Raw genomic sequence first — 17,898 nt, forward strand, 5'->3', positions numbered from 1 at the left:
CGGCCCGAGGACCGGCCCGGCCCGAGGCGAGCCGCTTCCCCTCACTCCTCGGCCGCCAGCCGGGCCGGACCGCCGTCATGGCCGACGACCAGGACGGCCGCGTCGTCCTCGTGCCCCACCGTGGCCGCCAGCTTCATGACGGCGGTCGCGAGCGCGTCGACGCCCAGCCCGGCGACGGCGGTGATCCCGGCGAGCCGCGTTACCCGGTCCAGACCCTCGTCGACGTGGAGCGAGGGCCCCTCCACCACCCCGTCGGTCAGGAGGACGAAGACGCCGTCGGCGGTGAGCCGGCGGCGCGTGGCCGGGTAGTCGACGCCGCGCAGCACACCCAGCGGAGGCCCGCCCTCGCTGTCGTCGATGCCGGAGCGGCCGTCGGTGGTAGCCCAGATGTGGGGGATGTGACCGGCTCGGGCACACTCCAGGGTGCCGGCAGCGGGGTCGAGCCGCAGGAAGGTACAGGTGGCGAAGAGGTCGGCGCCCAGAGAGATGAGCAGGTCGTTGGTGCGACCGAGCAGCTCTCCCGGGTCTCCGGTGACGGAGGCCAGCGCGCGCAGTGCCACGCGGACCTGTCCCATGAAGGCGGCGGCCTCGATGTTGTGTCCTTGCACGTCACCGATGGACATGCCGATCTGGCCGCCAGGCATGGAGAAGGCGTCGTACCAGTCACCGCCGACGTTGAGCCCGTGGTTGGCGGGCTCATAGCGGACGGCCAGCCGGGCGCCCGGAAAACTGGGCAGGTCCGAGGGCAGCATGCCGCGCTGAAGGGCCACGGCGAGCTCGACACGGGAACGCTGCGTCTTGGCCAACTCCCGCGCCCTGGCGGTCAGCGACCCGAGCCGGACCAAAAGGTCCTCGCTGCTGTCGGCCGGCCGTCTGCGGAACATCGATCACTCCCGCGTCACGACAATCCTCGCATCACTCCGTCCCGTCTCCAGCACGCGGGACCACACGGGACCACCTCAGTACGAACAGGTTCCCTCCTACTCTGCCTGGAGGGGACAGCGTCCGCATCTCATCGGCGGAGAACGCGGCGGATTCCAGCGGGGCCACCCCACACCGCCGGAAACGAGCAGCGGTCAGGGGCGGGGCGATATCGAAGGCATCGCCCCGCCCCTGACCTACGTCCGGACCGAGCAGGCCGACGCCGCGCGACTCGCAAGACACCGGCGGCCCCAAGGACGCCGGGCATGAACACGAACCACACCCTCGTTCCCCGGCGCGAAGAGTTCTGCGCCGGTCCTCCTCGCCGCCGACACATCCGAGGTGACCCAGCGCCGGTAGCGCGGCAGTCTCCCGCGGATCTTCGACCACACGCTCGACAGCCGGCGCCCGGTTCGCTCGGTCATTCCCGCGTGTGGGCTGGGTAGCCCCACCGATGGGGAGGGGTGACGAGAGGAGCGGTAGCGCGATGACCGAGTACGGCTACTTCCTGTCGTGTGAGCAGTTCACCCCGGACGAGCTGATCGCCCAGGCCCGCCGAGCCCAGCAGGCCGGATTCACGAGACTGGCGATCTCCGACCACTTCCACTTCCACCCCTGGAACGATGCCCAGGGCAACGGCGCGTTCGTGTGGTCGATGATCGGCGCTCTGAACGTTCACGCGTACGCCGATCGTGGGCACGGTGCGAAGGACATGCCAAAACGTGCCGGCCCCGCTCTGGTCACGCTGAACGGCCGGAAATCCCACTCCCACAGGCCACACCACGTCCTAGACTGCGACCGCTCCAAGACCTGGAGATCATCGGGAGGGCGTGCAAGATGAGACGAGCACTGATCAGTGCATTCGCGGCCGTGGCGTTGGTGGTGACCGGCGGGAGCGTCGCCACCGCTTCCGACAGTGCTCCGCCGATCACCACGCACGGTCCTTGCCAGTACAGCCAGACCCCGGACGAGCCGCCGGCGCGCCGTGTTCCGCTGCCGCCCGACCCACGGCGCACCCCTGTTCGTGGCACGGTCGACTTGGCTGTTCCGACCAGTCAGGGCCCGCTTCCGCTGCGCTTGGACCGGGCCAAGGCGCCGTGCACGGTCCAGAGTTTCCTGCACCTGGCAAGGCACGGTTTCTATGACCGTACGGTGTGTCACCGTCTGACGGCGTACCCGACGCTGAAGGTCTTGCAGTGCGGCGACCCGACCGGCACGGGTGAGGGCGGGCCCGGGTACAAGTACAAGGACGAACTGCCGGTGGACCTGCCGCCCGCAGCCACCGATCCCACGGGCACGCGCCGGCTCTACGGACGCGGCCTGCTGGCGATGGCCAACGCCGGCCCGAACACGAACGGCTCACAGTTCTTCGTCGTCTACGGCGACTCCGCGCTGCGACCGAACTACACGGTGTTCGGCACGGTCGGCCCCGCCGGTCTGGCGACACTCGACAAGGTCGCCGCCGGAGGCATCGAGCCGACGGCGGAGGACCCGGCACCGGTCGACGGCACGCCCGCACTGCGGACAGAGCTGCTTCACGTCCGGCTGTCCTGTCGGTCCTGACGCACCGCGATGTCGCCGCGTCCACGACGACATGCCTGGCGGCGTGCGGGGTCGGCTTGCGGCGACACTCGAAAGGTCAGTGAATCCCCTGGCTCCTCCATGGAGTCAGAGCGATCGCGTCCCCTTCGCGTCACATCCGGGTCGGCAGCCGCCCCCGGTCCCCGATCCGGTTCAGAGTCCAGACTGCTCGATCAGCCCTCGGGCCGAAGCCGCTGACGAGCCGCCTCAAGCCGCTGGTCATAGTCAGGCGCGAACAGCTCCGGAAGTGCCTTGTCGAGCGTTCCGGCGATCCGATGGATCGGCGCCCAGACCGCCGGATCGTCGACAACGCGACTGAGGTCCGTCATCTGGAGTTTCTCCAGCCAGTGCGACAGCACCAGTGCCTCGTCACCCGTGAGCTTGATCGTGACCTGGCTGTCACTCATGCACACCCCCTACGGCTCAGCCCGCCCCTGCGCGCGGCTCGTCCGTGCCCCGGCCCTGATCTGCCCTGCCGTCGGTCTCGTCGCTGGTCGGCTGCGTGGAGTGGTAGCCGCGTGGCCGGGGCGCCGCCCTGCTGGATGGGCGCCTTGTTCAGGGAGCGAGGTCTGGCCAACGGCTCGGTCACGCCGCTGGTGGAGAGCGTATCTCCGTGTGTCCGCGCCCGTCAGCCGCCCAGGATCTCGCCGTTCGGATCGAAGGTGTGGAACCAAGGTTCCGTCCACGATCCACAGCCGGTCGACGTCGGCGACCGGCCGCGCGGCCGGCTCCAGGGCCAGCAACGGATGCGGGCGGTGGATGACCCGGCAGACGGTGGCCGGAGAGATCCCGAAGAGCGGGGCGAGCTGCCGCATGGTGAGGTCGGTCCGGTAGGAGACGGCCACCAGCAGGGCCCGGTTGGCCAGCGGCAGGCACCACGGCCGGCCACCGCCCGGACCGTTCCCGCCCCGCTCCCTCACTACGTTCACCAGCTTCGCGAACCGCTCGATACGCAAGCCCGTGAACGCCTCGACCCACACCGGCTCAGCCCGCAACACCCCACCCATACAGGAGAAATGTCCGGAACCGAGCCTTCTACAACACCCTTTGCTGGAAGTTCCCCCGTGAAGAACCAGCACAAGGTGGACGGGGTCCTGTAGAACTTCGCCCAGTATGGGGCGTGGACAGACTCGTCGGCCAGCCGTGCATGCCACTCAACCGCCGGAATCCGTACGGGATTGGATCGCCGAACAGGGAGAGTTGCTCGTCAACGTGAACGGGCCACAGTGACGCTGTTCTACGCGGCCGATTCCCCCCCAGTTGCTCCCCAAAGGGCCTTCGTCCTCCCCGGATTCTCCCCAGCGGCAGGTGGTGGTGGGGGTGGATCGTGGCTGTTCAGAGGGCGGGTTTCGGGCGCTGCTCCGTTGCGCAGCGTAGCCCCGTCGGGGGGCGGACGGTGCGATCGGACGCCAGACGGACCCGCTGTACTTGGCACCGCTTCCGGCGTCCGTCCGTTTTCCTTGACGAACGCGGTGACGAGGTGGACGCGGGCGTGGCGGTAGCCGGGCAGGTGGGGCAGCCGTTCGGTGAGCAGACGGTGGATGTCGTCGGCGCGGAGCTGATGCAGGCGTTGCCGGACGGTGGCCGTGGAGGTGCCGGTCCGGTCGGCGAGCTGCTTCAGTCCGGCGCGGCCGTCCTCGGCGAGGGCCTCGGCGAGCCCGTGTTCCTCGGAGGTCGGCCGGGGGCCGGGGCGCGGGCCTACGACGGTGTAGGGGTGTCGTACGGCGTCGGTCTGGCCGGGGGTGAGCAGGGGCAGGCCCGCGCGGCCGGGTCGTGCTGTGCGCGCGGCTCGGGCGAGACGCACCGATGGGCGTTCCGGAGCTCCGCCGTCGGACTACGAGGCGGTGACGGCGGGGCCGCCGGCGATTCTTTCCTGGTTGGCCGGCCGGGACGTTTCTTCGGTGAACCTGATAGCCCGCCCGAGCGAGAACCTTGAAGATCGCGGGACGAAGAGGAGCGCGGGCCGCTGTCCAAGTGCTCGTGATCCTGGGCACCATCGACGGCCGCGACCGCGCGCACAGCGTCGGCGTCACGGCCCAGGAGGCCGCCGAGGTCATGGAGTGGCTCGGTGCCAAGGACGCGCTCAGCCTGGGCATCGGCGGCGACACCACCCTCGTCTCGAAGGGCGCCCTCGCCAACCGGCCCATGGACAGCTGGACCGCGACCGGGCCCACGGAGCGCAAGGTCGGCAAGGCCGTCGTCGTCGTGAACAAGTAGGGGCACGGGCCTCGGCGGAGGCCCATTTCTCAATGCGTCAACAAGACTCCAGAGTTGGCGAGTTGTGGCCGATTCGTGCCGCGCAATCGGTCCTGCCGTGGTGCGCGGCCGGGCCGGGCACGACGGGTCACGCTGATCACAGGGGGACATGATGAACGCTGGTGCCTACAAGAACCGCAGAAGTTCCGGCCGGCGAAGGACGTACGCGCTGGGCGCCACCGCGGTCGCCGCGCTGCTGGCGACCACCGCGTGCGGGCCCGCCTCGGACGACGCCGCGGGCGGGAACGGGACACCAGGCCGGCCGGACTCGTCGGCGTCGACCGGATCCACGGCGTCGGCGAGCCCGTCGGACTCGCCGCACCCGTCCAAGCCGAGCCCGTCGACGTCGAAGCGGCCCGGCTCGGGCAAGAGGAGCCGCGGCGGCGCCGACGACAGCTCCGGCATCCCGCTGTGCACCATGGAGGACCTGTCCGTCTCCGCCACGAACTACGACGAGAAGGGCCGGCCCGTCCGGCACATCCTCCTCGTCGTCACCAACGTGAGCAGCGCGAAGTGCGACCTCCAGGGCGCCCCCGAGGTCACCCTCGGGGGCGCCAAGGGCCCGGCCTCGGTCAAGCGGGAGACCGACCAGGCGAGGTCCTCACCCTCACCCCCGGCCACGAGGCGTACGCCGGGCTGCTCGCGACGGGCGGCAAGATGGGCACCTACGACGTGCGGTCCACGACCCTCGGCCCCGGCAGCCCCGGCGGCGAGAGCGAACCGGGGAAGCCGGTCGACGTGCCGATGCCCGTCGCGAGCTTCCAGGCCGACGACGGCCAGCGCGTCACCTACTGGGCGGCACCGAGGGCATGGCGATGCGCCCGGTGACGCAGTCCTGGCGTGTCCGCGGCATGCGGAAAGGGGTGAGCCCCCGGCCCCCGAGGGCACCGGGGGCTCACCCCGTGAAGGACGGTCAGGCCGTGCGTCGCCTCCCCGGAATCATCCGAAGGACTTGATGCCGGCCCAGTTCACCGAGAGGACCGTCTTGACGGCGGCGTTCGTGTTGGTGGTGCTGGGGTGGTAGATCTTCATCGTTCCGTCGGCGCCGGAGCGGACCCAGAGGTCGGGGATCTTGTCGCCGTTGACGTCGGGGATGCCGATGACCGCGGTGATGTTGGTCGTCGTCCAGCCGGTGCCGTACGAGGTGTCGACACCCTGGCGGGAGGCCGCGGCGGTCTTCAGCGAGTCGATGTCGACGCTGCCGGCGACCGGGCCGGGCTTGCCGTGACGGATGTAGATCGTGCCGGAGTCGAGGCTGCGCCAGAGCAGGTCGGGCGTGTTGTCCAGGTCGATGTCCGCGATGTTCACGATGTCACGGGGGGCCCAGGCGGTGCCCTCCATGAGGGTGGCGGTCTGGAAGGTCGCTCCGGTGTAGCCGGAGAGGATCCAGAACTGGGTGCCGGTGGTGATCGCGACGTCGGGCAGCTTGTCGCCGGTGATGTCGCCGACCGCCTTCATCTCCGTCCACGTCGACGGCGCGGGCGTGTTGGAGGGAAGGCGGATCTTGAGGCGGTCGTCGACGTTGAAGGAGCCGTAGCCGTCGCCCGGGTAGAGGTAGAAGGTGCCGTCGGGGTCCACGGCGAACAGGTCAGTGGTGCCGTCGCCGGGGTAGACGTCCTGGTAGTGGCTGATCAGGGCGGCCTTGGTGCCGTTCCACCACGGGGCCTTCGGTGCGAGGACCGGCGTGCCGTCGTCGCCCATGGTGTAGGAGCCGGTCAGACCGGCGTAGAGCTCTCCGTCCGGGGAGCCGGGGTAGGAGAAGAAGTTGCCGTTGGCGTCGATGATCATCAGGTCGGCGATGCCGTCGCCGCCGACGTCACCGGGGCCGTCCGCGGAGTCGCGCGGCGGGATGTAGGTGGCGTAGTCGGTGCGGGCACTGAGGTTGCCGAGCGCGTCGAGCGCGAAGAGGTGGATCCAGTTCGGGCCCGCGTGCGGCGGCTTGAGACCGGTGAAGGTGTACGAGCCGTCGGTCGCGTTGTAGTCCGTGTAGGACATGCCCTCCCAGCCGAAGCGGAACTTGGCCGCGCCGGGGGAGGTGACGGTGAGGTCGCCGGTGGAGCCGAACTTCACGCTCGCCCAGGTCGCGCCGTCGGAGGTGGCCCGCTTGAACGGGGTGGTGTCCTCGTCGACCGTGGGCGGCGGCGGGGCCGAACCGTCCACGGTGAGCGCGCAGTTCTCGGCGGTGTTGGCCGGGAAGTAGGTCGAGGCGGCGCCGACGCTGTCCTCGGCCCGGACGGCCCAGTAGTAGGTGGCCTTGTCCTGGAGCGTGGTCGACGGGATCGTCGTCGAGGCCCAGCCGCCGCTCGGGGTGACGAGGGTGCCGGCCGGGACGGCGTCGCCCGCCTTCCAGAACTTGAAGCGCAGGCTCTTGAGGTTGCCGTCGTTGTCCGAGGCGTATGCCTTGAGGACGATGTTGGTCTTGCCGACCGTGACACCGGCACCCGGACCGAGCACGCAGGCGCCACCGGGGTTGGAGGTGCCGCTGGTGGGCTCGTTCGGCGGCGTGTTGTAGTCCACCTCCAGCGTCGCGGAGGTGGCACGGAACTTGCGCCAGGTCTGCGTGTCCGACTCGCTGGTGGCCCGCATGCCGAAGGTGATGTTCGACCAGCCGCCGTCGGCGGCCTTCTGGGCGGCGGAGACGACGGCGGAGTTGTTGAACGTCTCGTATTCGTCGGGGCAGGAGGTCGAGGACCAGCCGTGGGCGAAGGACTTCGACTGGAGGTGCGTGGTCCAGGACGGCTGCGCGTTCCACGTCGTACCGGAGGAGATGCCGCCGGTCAGATAGAACTTGAACTCACGGGCGGTGCAGGACCAGGAGTGGTTGTTCTGCACCTTGAAGGCCGCCGAGGTGACGGTGGCGCCCTCCATCTTGGGGTCGAAGCCCATGCGCCAGAAGGAGCGGCCCAGGCCGCCGGTGTCCGACTCGTAGCCGACGCGGGCGTCGGAGGTGCCGGAGGAGAAGTTGGTGCCGTTGTAGAAGCTGGAGTTGGGGTACGGGCGGTAGGCCGTGGTCCAGGCCTGCCAGCCGGAGTTCATCGTCGGGTCGACGAAGAGCGGGTACGTCACGCCGTCCCGGGCGAGCAGGCCCGATGCGGCGACGTCCAGGGTGAGACGCGCGTCCCCGGTCCCGTCACCCGCCAGCTCGACGGGCAGCTGGGCGGACTTGGCACGCGGCTCGATGCCGGTGAGGCCGGACAGCTTGAGCACCTCGGCGGGCGTGCCCGTGGCGGTGCGGTTCGGCGAGCCCGCGGGGAGCTCGGGGTCGCGGCCGCTGGAGTCCCAGGCGAAGGGGGTCGGGATGGAGCCGACCTCCTTGCCGGCCTTGTCGAGGACGAGGACGCGGTTGGCCCTGGTGTCGTGGCGGAAGGTCGCCGTCGAGGAACGCAGCCCGTACGAGACGGACTTGAGCGCCTCCTGCCTCGCGGCCTGCTCGGTCTTGACGATGAGGACCTGGGCGAAGCCGCCTTCCTCGCGTGCGACGAGGAGGAGGTCGACGCCGGGCAGGACCTCGGAGTAGAGGGCGCGGGGGCCGTCGAGGACGGGTTCGGGCAGGGCGCCGGGCCAGGTGTAGGCGAGGGTGTGGCCGCCGAACTCGATCTCGGCGAGCGGGGACTGGCCGGGCGTCTGGGTGCGGGCGAAGGAACGGTCCGCACGCGCGGCCTGCCCGCTGCCGCTGGAGAAGCGCACCGGGTGGACGGCGTTCACGGGTGCGATGCCGAGCCCGCGGGGTGCCTTGCCGGTACGGGTGAGCTTGTTGTCGATCGGGGCCCAGTTCCCGGCGGCGTTCTTCGCTCGCTGGGGGAGGGCGTGCGTCTGCGAACGCATCTGGCCGTTGGGCAGGGCCCAGGTCAGCGAGGTCGCGGTGGTGGCGGTGTCGACGAGGACCTTCTTGCCGCTGCGGATGGCCTCGGCCCTCGCGGCCACCTCGTCCTTGGGGCCGGTCGAAGCCCGTTTGGCCTCGGTGGCCTTGCCACCGGCCGTCACGGGCACGGAATCGGGCTGCCACCAGGGCAAAAGGGCAGCGGTGAGAGCGGCCAGTACGAGGCCGATGGTCAGTGACAGCCGCGTGCGCGTGCGCACGAAGGGGCTGAGATAGGGCGGCGCGGTCACGGCGGTCTACTCCCGTGTGAACCAGACGGATGGTGGACAGCACAACCAGCCCCTGACGGCAGGCCGCGGGGCAGAGAGCGGACACACGATCACACAGCCGTCACAGCCCGTCCACACATGAGAACTTTATAAGACCGTTACCTGGGCGGGACGTGAGCCGCGCGAGCCGTCAACGGCGGCCGTCCTGGGGTGATTTGAGGTGGCCGCGCGTCACCGATGTCCGGATTGACTTAGCTGGGGCAAAGGTCATCGCTGATGGCCGTCTATGGCGAACTAGGGTGTGACGTAAGTCACTTCATGCTCGCGCAACCGAAAATGCTCGATCTTGCTCCGTGCTGCGTCCATGGCAGACAGTACCCACGCACGCGCCTGAACCAGGCGTGTGCACTTTGGTGTTTCCGCACCTCATTCGACGTCTGTATCGCCAGGGTGGGAGTCGAACGCGTATGCGTGCTTCAGGTCCGTTGTCATGGCTGGGGCTAGGACGCCCAGCCATGACGGAGTCACAACGACGGCGCTTGCGGCGAAGCCGCGTAGCGACCGTCCTTCTATTGTCCTCGACACTGACGGTGACGAGCCTGGGCGGGCAGGCGCTCGCCATCCCCGGCCCGGGCATGAACCGCGAGAGTTCGACCACGTCGGTCGACCTCCCGGACATTCCGAAGAGCACGGAGCTCGAAGGCGACGTCACGGCGGAGAAGGACCTGACGCTCGCGCAGAACGCCGAGATCCCGCAGTACTCGGCGGGCAACGCGAACGCCTGGCCCTCGGGCACGGGCTCCGCGACGCTCTCGACGTCCAGCACGCCCGGTGCGACGGTCCCGGTCACGAACAACCTGCCGATCGCCATCGGTGTGCCCGAGGGCGGCGACCCGGCCGCGCTCGCGGGCGACTGGAGCGTCGGCCTTGCGCCGACCACGACCTCGCAGGACGCGGGCGTCTCGGGCCTGATCATGAAGGTGACCCCGCCGGCGAGTGTCGACCCGGCCGCCGAGGTCGCCCTCAGCGTCGACACCACAGGCTTCGCCGACCTCTACGGGCCACAGGCGGCCGACCGCTTCGGTCTGATGCTGCTCCCGGAGTGCGTCTACTCCTCCCCGACCACGGGTGACTGCGCGGACGACGGCGGCACCACGCCCATGTCCGTCGGCGAGGACGACAAGGACGCCAAGAACGGGCGGCAGCACTTCCAGCGCCTGAACTCCACGGTGATGACCGTCCCCGCCTCGAAGGCGCCGACGAAGACCACCGCCGCGAAGAGCGCGAAGACCCGCAGCATCGTCACCGGCACGGTCCCGGTCGCCAGCCTGCTCGGTGAGGGCTTCACGGCCAAGCCGACGAAGGCGTCCTACTCGGACGGTGTGCGGCCCGCCGCCAACGCGGCCGGCGGCAGCGCGGTCGGCATGCTCGACACCGGCTCGTCGGTGCAGGGTGACTTCACGGCCTCGCCCTTGCTGTCCTCGGGTTCGTGGTCGGCGGGTTCGTCCTCGGGCGCGTTCACGTACGGCTACCAGGTCCAGGTCCCGGAGACCGCCGGCGGCCTGATGCCGAAGGTGAACCTCTCGTACTCCTCGCAGTCGGTCGACGGCCGTACGTCGTCGTCGAACAACCAGGCGTCCTGGATCGGCGACGGCTGGGACTACAACGCGGGCTCCATCACCCGCACGTACGTCAACTGCCGCCAGGACTCGAAGAAGGCCGGCTCCAACAACTCCACCCACCGGACGGCGGACCTCTGCTGGGGCTCGGACAACGCCACCCTCTCGCTCGGCGGCACGACCACCGAGCTGGTGTGGGACGCCGCGAAGGGCAAGTGGTTCACCGCCAACGGGGACGGCGCGAAGATCGAGCGCGTCACCGGCCAGGCCACGGGCAACGGTGCGAAGGACGGTGAGTACTGGGTCGTCACGACGAAGGACGGCACCCGGTACCACTTCGGTCTGAACAAGCTGCCGGGCTGGTCCGACAACGGCACCGCGGCCGACGACCCGACCACGGACTCCGTCCTGACGGTCCCGGTCTACGGCAATCACCCGGGCGAGGACTGCTACAAGGGCTCCACGACCGAGGACTGGAAGAACTCCTCCTGCACGCAGGGCTGGCGCTGGGGCCTCGACTACGTCGAGGACGTCCACGGCAACGCCATGTCGCTGTGGTGGAAGAAGGACCAGAACTACTACGCCAAGAACTTCAACTTCAAGGCGCCGGTCATCTACGACCGCGACGGCTACCTGTCGCACATCTACTACGGCCAGCGCAAGGACTCGATCTTCTCCGCCACCGCCCCGGCCCGCGTGGGCTTCACGGTCGCCGAGCGCTGCTACACCGTCGGAACGGTCAACTGCACCGAGGACAACTTCAAGTCCAAGGACCCCGGTCAGTACCGGCCCTGGTTCGACACTCCGGTCGACCTGCGCTGCGAGTCCGGCAAGAAGTGCTGGAACGCCGGCCCGTCCTTCTGGACCCGCAAGCGCCTCGACAAGATCACGACCTCGACGCAGCGCCGCACCGACACCAGCGCGCGTCAGGTCGTGGACGAGTACCAGCTCAAGCAGTCCTTCGCCGAGCTGAAGACCGGCCCGAACACCGCCCTGTGGCTGGAGTCCGTCCAGCGCACCGGCTACGCCCGCAACGGTTCGACCGACGCGAGCGTCACGCTCAACCCCGTGCGGTTCGAGCCGAACACCGAGGACATGCCGAACCGCGTGAAGGCGGTCAACCCGCAGCGTCCGGGCTTCTCCCGGCTGCGTATCGCGCGCGTGATCAACGAGTACGGCGGCGAGACCGTCGTGTCGTACAAGCCGGTCGCGGGCAAGTGCCTTTCGGGCGCGGGACTGCCGTCGAAGACAGACACCGCGGGTCTGAAGGCGAACGGCGAGCTCTGCTACCCCTCGTTCTGGAACCCGGACCCGGAGTTCGAGGACATCGACTGGTTCCACAAGTACGTCGTGGAGTCCATCGAGGAGCTTCCGAACATCAGCGGCGCGTACCCGACGAAGACCGGCTACGCGTACAAGAACCCCGGCTGGAAGTTCGCCGACGGCGAGTTCACGAAGAAGTCGACCCGGACCTGGTCGCAGTTCGCGGGCTTCGAGCAGACCACGGTGCTCACCGGTTCCGAGGACCCGGCGATCGGCAGCAAGCAGTCGAAGGCCGTCACGCGCTACTTCCGCGGCATGGGCGACACCGTCCCGGTCACGGACGTCCAAGGCGACGTCATCAAGGCGTCGGACGGTTCGACCGTCTACGACCGTGAGCCCTTCGCCGGCCGCATCTCCGAGGAGCTGACCTACTCCAACGCCACGGACGCGGACACCGACTGGCTGTCCCGCGGCGTCACGATCCCCGAGGCCACCGAGCTGGCCCGGCGCAACCGCGACGACGGCCTCGACCCGCTGAAGGCGTGGCGCGTCACGGAGCCCGAGGAGATCGCGTACACCAAGTCCTCGGGCACCAACACGGACGACCCGCGCACGGTCCGCGAGGTCCGCACGAAGACGACCTACGAGTCGGCGTACGGCCTGCCGACCCAGGTCGAGTCGCTGGGCGACACCGGCAAGACCGGTGACGAGTCCTGCACCAAGTCCGAGTACGTCAACGAGACCTCCAAGAACATCATCGGCCTCTCGAAGCAGGTTCTGTCCTCGCCGACGACCTGCGCGGCGGCGAACTTCGCCGACCTCACGACGCTGACCGGTGCCGTGCGCACCGCCTACGACGGCACCGCGTACGGAACGGCGCTCGCGGGCTCCACGCGGGGCCTGGCGACCGAGTCGTGGGCGCTGAACGGCGACGGCACCGGCTTCGAGAGCTCCGGCACCACCGGCTTCGACGCCGTCGGCCGCGTGGTCAGGCAGACCGACCCGTACCAGCTGAAGCAGGCGACCCCGAAGGCGTCCACGATCGCCTACACCTCCGTGGGCCCGGCCACCGGCCAGGTCTTCAAGGTCACCCAGACCAACAGCCTCGGCTACACCCAGACCCAGGAGCTGGAGCCGGGCCGCTCGGTCACGGTGAAGACGACCGACGCCAACAACCTGGTCAGCGAAGCCGTGTTCGACCCGATGGGCCGGCTCGCCGAGGCATGGTCCCCGGGCCGTACCCCCGGCTCCGGCGTGCCGGACTTCCGCGCGGTCTACACGATCCCCGAGGAGGAGACCTCCCCGGAGGACCCGAACAAGAAGATCCGCAAGCCTCCGTTCGTCACGACGTACGCGCGTGGCTACGAGGACCGGATCGAGACCTCGGTGACGCTGTACGACGGCCTCGGCCGCGAGCGGCAGTCGCTGGAGGAGGCGGACAACGACGCCGGCTTCCTCGTCACGGACACCCTCTACAACAGCTCCGGTGAGGTCTGGCAGACCAACAACGCCTACCTGACCAAGGAGGCCAAGCCGGGCGAGCTCTTCACCCCGCTCGCCGACACCGCGATCCCGAACATCACCCGCTACACGTACGACGGTCTGGGCCGCGTGGTCCAGGAGACCCCGTACATGAAGTACGTGGACCCGACGACCAAGGAGACCTCCTCCCTGGCGTACCCGGAGCGGGCCGTCCGCTACGAGTACGGCCAGGACTGGTCGAAGGTCGTCCAGCCGCAGGGCGACTCGTCCTACAGGGTCTGGACCGACGCACTCGGCCGCACCATCCGTACGGACACGTTCAACCCGGCGGCGCCCGGCGGCTTCACGTCGACGCGCTACGAGTACGACACGCAGGGCCAGCCGGTGAAGGCGACCGCCTCCGCCGATCCGACGCACCCGTGGACCTGGACCTACGACCACCGTGGGCGCATGGAGACCGCGACCGACCCGGACACGGGCACGACGCGGACCGAGTACGACTTCCTCGGGCGTCCGCTGACCACGACCAACTCCCGTGGCGTGAAGGTCTGGAACGGCTACGACGAGCTGTCGCGGCCGACCCAGCAGCGTCTCGACAGCGCCACCGGTGCCCTCCAGGCGGAGTACACCTACGACACCGTCCCGGGCGGCAAGGGCATGCCCGCCACCGCCACCCGCTACACGGACGGCCTGGCGTACACGCAGAAGGTCAACGGCTACACCAAGGACTACCAGCCGACCTCGACCACCCTGTCCCTGCCGCAGTCGATCGCCGACACCTGGGGTCTCGCCAAGGACTACGCGTACGACTACACGTACTCCGACAACGGACTCCTGGACGAGAGCACCCTTCCCGCGGTGGGCAGGTTCGCCGCCGAGAAGATGGTCGTCCGCTACAACAAGGACGGCAAGCCGCTCTCCATCTCCGGCAAGGACTGGTACGGCGCCGAGACCGTCTACTCCCCGTACGGCCAGGTCCTGCGCTCCACCCTGGGCTCCCAGCCCTACCGGGTGTGGACGCAGAGCTCCTTCGACGAGGGCAGCGGTGAGCTGAAGGAACAGGCGGTCTACCGGGAGAAGAACGACGCCTCCCTGGTCGGCGGCAACCTGGTGTCGAACCGCGGGTACACCTACGACCCGGCCGGCAACGTCACCTCGATCCAGGAGAAGTCCGTCGGGATCGAGGAGCGCCAGTGCTTCTCCTACGACCCGCTGGGCCAGCTCAAGTCGGCCTGGACCTCCAAGGACCAGACGACCTGTGTCAACCCGCGCAACGCCGACGGTTCGCTGAACAAGAACACCGACGGCACGATGCGGGTCGCCGCGGGCGCGGACGGCTCCGGCTACTGGCAGGAGTACGAATACGACCTGCTCGGCAACCGCACCAAGCTGACCGAGAACGACCTCACCGGCGACACCACCAAGAACGCCGTCTCGACGTACGCGTACGGCAAGAACGCAGCCAAGGACCAGCCGCACACGCTGACCAAGGTGACGAAGGCGTACAAGACCCCCGCGGGGGCCCAGGTCACCGCCGAGGCGACCCGTCTGTACGAGCTGACCGGCGAGACGAAGTCCGTCACCTCGGTCCAGAACGGCGACAAGCAGGACATCGCCTGGACTTATGACGGCAAGGTCGACCGGATCACCGGTCAGGGCTCGAACGGCAAGACCCCCTACGTGGGTCTGGGCCAGAAGTGCCTCGACCTCAAGTCCGGTCTCGCGGCCGCCGGTCAGCCGACGCAGCTCTACGGCTGCAACGGCACCGTCGCGCAGTCCTGGCACTTCGACCCGGCCCCCGGCCAGGCCGACGCCAACCTCGGCACGCTCCAGGTGTACGGCACCTGGTGCGTCCAGCCGACCGCCAACACGGCCGGCTCGGCCGCGGTGCTCCAGAAGTGCAACGGCACCACCGCGCAGCAGCTCAAGCGCAACGCGTCCGGCCAGCTCACCCACGTCTCCTCCGGCCTGTGCCTCGCGGTCCAGGGCGCGGCGAACGTGAACCAGACGCCGATCGTGCTGGCCACCTGCGACGCCGCCTCCGCGGCCCAGCAGTGGCTGCCGCAGAACGACACCCGTCACATCTACGGCCCCGACGGCGAGCGCCTGCTCACCATCCAGGGCAAGCAGGCCACCCTCAACCTCGGCGAGGCCCAGGTCACCGTCCAGCAGGGCGGCGTCCTGGTCCGTACCGAGCGCACCTACGCCGCCCCCGGCGGCGCGGTCATGCGCTACGCCAACGGCACGGGCAGCGAGACACTGGTCGCGCAGACCGCCGACCACCAGGGCAGCGCCTACACCGAGGTCGGCCTCTACAGCGGCATGCCGGTCCGGGTGCGCAAGCAGGACCCGTTCGGCAACCAGCGCGGCGCCGACACCGCGGGTCAGAACGTCCAGAACAGCCGGGGCTTCCTCGGCAAGACGCGGGACGACGCCTCCGGCTTCCAGCCGCTGGGCGCCCGTCTCTACGACCCGCTGGTCGGACGCTTCCTGTCCGCCGACCCCGTGCTGGACCTGAACGACCCGCTGCAGGCCAACGGGTACGTCTACGCGCAGAACAACCCGGCCACGTACTCCGACCCGACCGGTGAGTCGATCGTCCTGACGGCCTCGGAGCGGGCCGCGGCCCTCGCGGGCGCGGGTCTGTCGGCGGCGCAGGTCGCGCAGGCCGAGGCGATGCAGGGCAAGTCCCTCACCTCCGTCATCCTCGCCGTGGCGTGGGAGACCCTGAAGGACTTCATCGGCATCAACGACGCCATCGCCTGCTTCGGCGGCGACATGTGGTCCTGCGTCAGCATCGTGGTCGACGCCATTCCGTGGTCGAAGCTGGGGAAGATCCCGGCCGTGATCAAGGCGGTCAACCGCACCATCGACGCCATCAAGGCGTTCAAGGTGGCGAAGAAGGCCGCCGAGCTCGTCCTGAAGGCGGCCAAGGCCGCCGAGGAGGCCGCGCTACGGGCGAAGAAGCTGGCGATCGAGAAGGCCAAGAAGGAGGCGGCCCAGAGAGCCAAGAAGAAGGCCGCCGAGGAGGCCAAGAGAAAGGCCGACGCGGCAGCCGCCGCGAAACGCAAGACGGGTAACGCCCCCCAGAAGAAGGCCCAGACCAAGTCCGCGCCGAAGGTCTCCTCCCAGTCCGGCGGGGGCAAGCGCGGCGGTGGCGGAGGCAAGAGCTCCGCCGGCAGCAAGAGCTCCGGAGGCGGAGGCGGCGGCAAGTCCGGCGGTTCCGCTCGCAGCAAGGGCGGCACCAGCGGCAGCGGCGGTTCCGGCAAGGCCGAGGGCGGGAAGTGCAACAGCTTCGTGCCCGGCACGAAGGTGCTGATGGCCGACGGCTCCACCAAGCCGATCGAGCAGGTCAGGACGGGTGACGAGGTCCTGGCGACCGACCCGGGGACCGGGGAGACCCGGACCGAGACGGTCACCGCCGAGATCAAGGGCCAGGGCCTCAAGCACCTGGTCAGGGTCACGATCGACGTCGACGGCGCCAAGGGCTCGAAGACGGCCCAGGTCACCGCGACCGACGGGCACCCGATCTGGGTCCCGGAGCTCGGGGACTGGGTCAAGGCCACCGACCTGAAGTCGGGCCAGTGGCTTCGGACGAGCAGCGGTACGCATGTCCAGATCTCCGCGATCGAGCGGTGGTCCGAGGTCAGGTCCGCCGTACACAACCTGACCGTCTCGGACGTCCACACCTACTACGTGCTGGCGGGGGCCACCCCGTTCCTCGTCCACAACTGCGGTGAGTCCGCGGATGCCGACGGCGCGGCCGACGAGATCGACCACGTCGCGCTCGGCCGCGAGATGAAGGACGGCACGGCCAGCGTCACGAAGTTCGCGGAGACGGTGGGCGCGCGCCACTTCATGAGCTCCACCGACTGGCAGGCGGACGTCCTCGACGCCGTCGCCGCCACGTCCCGGGGCGAGGCGCGGATCTCCTTCCTGCTCGACGGCCTGCCAGGAGCCAGCCAGGGTCCGGCCAAGGCGCTGAAGCTCGCGAGAGAGGCGATGACCGCCAAGGGCGGCCCCCTGGCCACACAATGGGAGCTCGTCCAGGTCGCCGACGCCGGGCTGATGGATACGGTGGACTTCTACCGGTGGAACCGGCGGTTCAACGAATACAGGAGGGTGGCCACCTGATGACGGCATCGCCGGGCACGGGATTCTCGGACGGCCGGAGCTTCAGCCTCATCGGCTACCGGCACAGCCACGCGCAGGTGATCCTGCGCGGGTTCCCTCCCTTCGACGACCTGGTGGTCGAGAACGGTGAGGGCACCGTCCTGGACGTCTGCTTCAACGGCGTACAGCGGGTGGCCTGCGGGCGGGACATCGGACCCCTGCACCTGAGGATCGCGAGCGCCGACGAGAGGAGCGCGCTGGAGGAGCGGATCGGGCCCCTCCGCTGGGGCGAGGTCTTCCTCCTGGAGCCGGACTCCGTCGAGAGCTACGTCGTGGCGGGGAAGGCGCGCTGGGCCGAGTTCCTGGTGCCCGTCCCGTTCACGCTGCCGAGTCCGCTCGACGCCGACAACAAGGAGGAGGCCGCGGCCTACCCGCCGGTCGGCGGCACGGTGCACCTGCTGCCCGCGTCGTGACCGCGGGAGGGTTCGATCCGGAGCGGCGGTGCCGTCACCGCTGATCCGGACCGGACCCGGCATGACCAAGCACGGGGCCTCCCCCACCACCGGTGGGGGAG

Annotated in this window: 10 protein-coding genes and 3 pseudogenes; 7 read left to right on the forward strand and 6 right to left on the reverse strand. The window is 69.5% G+C overall.

The features are described 5' to 3' along the window. Positions 1 to 41: 41 nt before the first annotated feature. Positions 42 to 884: a PP2C family protein-serine/threonine phosphatase gene (locus OG309_RS34865; RefSeq protein WP_329427149.1), complete on the reverse strand. Its 843-nt coding sequence runs from the start codon at positions 882 to 884 to the stop codon at positions 42 to 44. A 524-nt stretch (positions 885 to 1,408) separates the two neighbouring features. On the opposite strand from OG309_RS34865, the pseudogene OG309_RS34870 reads away from it, so the two are divergent. Beyond that, a pseudogene (locus OG309_RS34870) lies at positions 1,409 to 1,594 on the forward strand (LLM class F420-dependent oxidoreductase); the annotation flags it as partial. Between the two features lie 164 nt (positions 1,595 to 1,758). Further along, positions 1,759 to 2,484 (forward strand): peptidylprolyl isomerase, encoded by a 726-nt coding sequence (locus tag OG309_RS34875; RefSeq protein WP_329427151.1) that lies wholly within the window; start codon positions 1,759 to 1,761, stop codon positions 2,482 to 2,484. 191 nt (positions 2,485 to 2,675) lie between these two features. On the opposite strand, the gene OG309_RS34880 is transcribed toward OG309_RS34875, so the two are convergent. The 3 genes and pseudogenes from OG309_RS34880 to OG309_RS34890 form a co-directional block, all read right to left on the reverse strand. Then, positions 2,676 to 2,909 carry a hypothetical protein gene (locus OG309_RS34880; protein WP_190103238.1) on the reverse strand — a complete coding sequence of 78 codons (234 nt, stop codon included), beginning with the start codon at positions 2,907 to 2,909 and terminating at the stop codon, positions 2,676 to 2,678. Between the two features lie 258 nt (positions 2,910 to 3,167). Further along, positions 3,168 to 3,509 (reverse strand): annotated as a pseudogene (locus tag OG309_RS34885) (helix-turn-helix domain-containing protein); the annotation flags it as partial. A gap of 230 nt (positions 3,510 to 3,739) precedes the next feature. Continuing rightward, a complete protein-coding gene (locus OG309_RS34890; RefSeq protein ID WP_329427156.1) occupies positions 3,740 to 4,306 on the reverse strand; it encodes an AsnC family protein in 567 nt (188 codons plus the stop codon). A gap of 170 nt (positions 4,307 to 4,476) precedes the next feature. Here OG309_RS34890 and OG309_RS34895 point away from each other — a divergent pair, with 170 nt between their 5' ends. Next, positions 4,477 to 4,719 (forward strand): phosphodiester glycosidase family protein, encoded by a 243-nt coding sequence (locus OG309_RS34895; protein ID WP_329427158.1) that lies wholly within the window; start codon positions 4,477 to 4,479, stop codon positions 4,717 to 4,719. Between the two features lie 165 nt (positions 4,720 to 4,884). Here the strand turns inward: OG309_RS34895 and OG309_RS34900 are convergent, their stop codons facing one another. Continuing rightward, positions 4,885 to 5,202 carry a hypothetical protein gene (locus OG309_RS34900; RefSeq protein WP_329427160.1) on the reverse strand — a complete coding sequence of 106 codons (318 nt, stop codon included), beginning with the start codon at positions 5,200 to 5,202 and terminating at the stop codon, positions 4,885 to 4,887. Here OG309_RS34900 and OG309_RS38190 point away from each other — a divergent pair. After that, positions 5,177 to 5,299 (forward strand): annotated as a pseudogene (locus OG309_RS38190) (DUF4232 domain-containing protein); the annotation flags it as partial. The gene OG309_RS34900 and the pseudogene OG309_RS38190 overlap by 26 nt on opposite strands. Positions 5,300 to 5,415: 116 nt before the next feature. Beyond that, a complete protein-coding gene (locus OG309_RS34905; RefSeq protein WP_329427162.1) occupies positions 5,416 to 5,586 on the forward strand; it encodes a hypothetical protein in 171 nt (56 codons plus the stop codon). 111 nt (positions 5,587 to 5,697) lie between these two features. On the opposite strand, the gene OG309_RS34910 is transcribed toward OG309_RS34905, so the two are convergent. Next, complete coding sequence (locus OG309_RS34910; protein ID WP_329427165.1) at positions 5,698 to 8,868, reverse strand: hypothetical protein; 3,171 nt, start codon at positions 8,866 to 8,868, stop codon at positions 5,698 to 5,700. Between the two features lie 614 nt (positions 8,869 to 9,482). On the opposite strand from OG309_RS34910, the gene OG309_RS34915 reads away from it, so the two are divergent. Together OG309_RS34915 and OG309_RS34920 are read left to right on the forward strand one after the other, a co-directional pair. Continuing rightward, positions 9,483 to 17,345 carry a ricin-type beta-trefoil lectin domain protein gene (locus OG309_RS34915; RefSeq protein WP_329428709.1) on the forward strand — a complete coding sequence of 2,621 codons (7,863 nt, stop codon included), beginning with the start codon at positions 9,483 to 9,485 and terminating at the stop codon, positions 17,343 to 17,345. After that, positions 17,345 to 17,797, forward strand: coding sequence for a hypothetical protein (locus tag OG309_RS34920; RefSeq protein WP_329427167.1), 453 nt, complete (start codon positions 17,345 to 17,347; stop codon positions 17,795 to 17,797). Before OG309_RS34915 ends, OG309_RS34920 begins: the two co-directional genes overlap by 1 nt. The last annotated feature ends 101 nt before the right edge of the window (positions 17,798 to 17,898 follow it).

Source organism: Streptomyces sp. NBC_01268 (genome assembly GCF_036240795.1).
GTDB lineage: Bacteria > Actinomycetota > Actinomycetes > Streptomycetales > Streptomycetaceae > Streptomyces.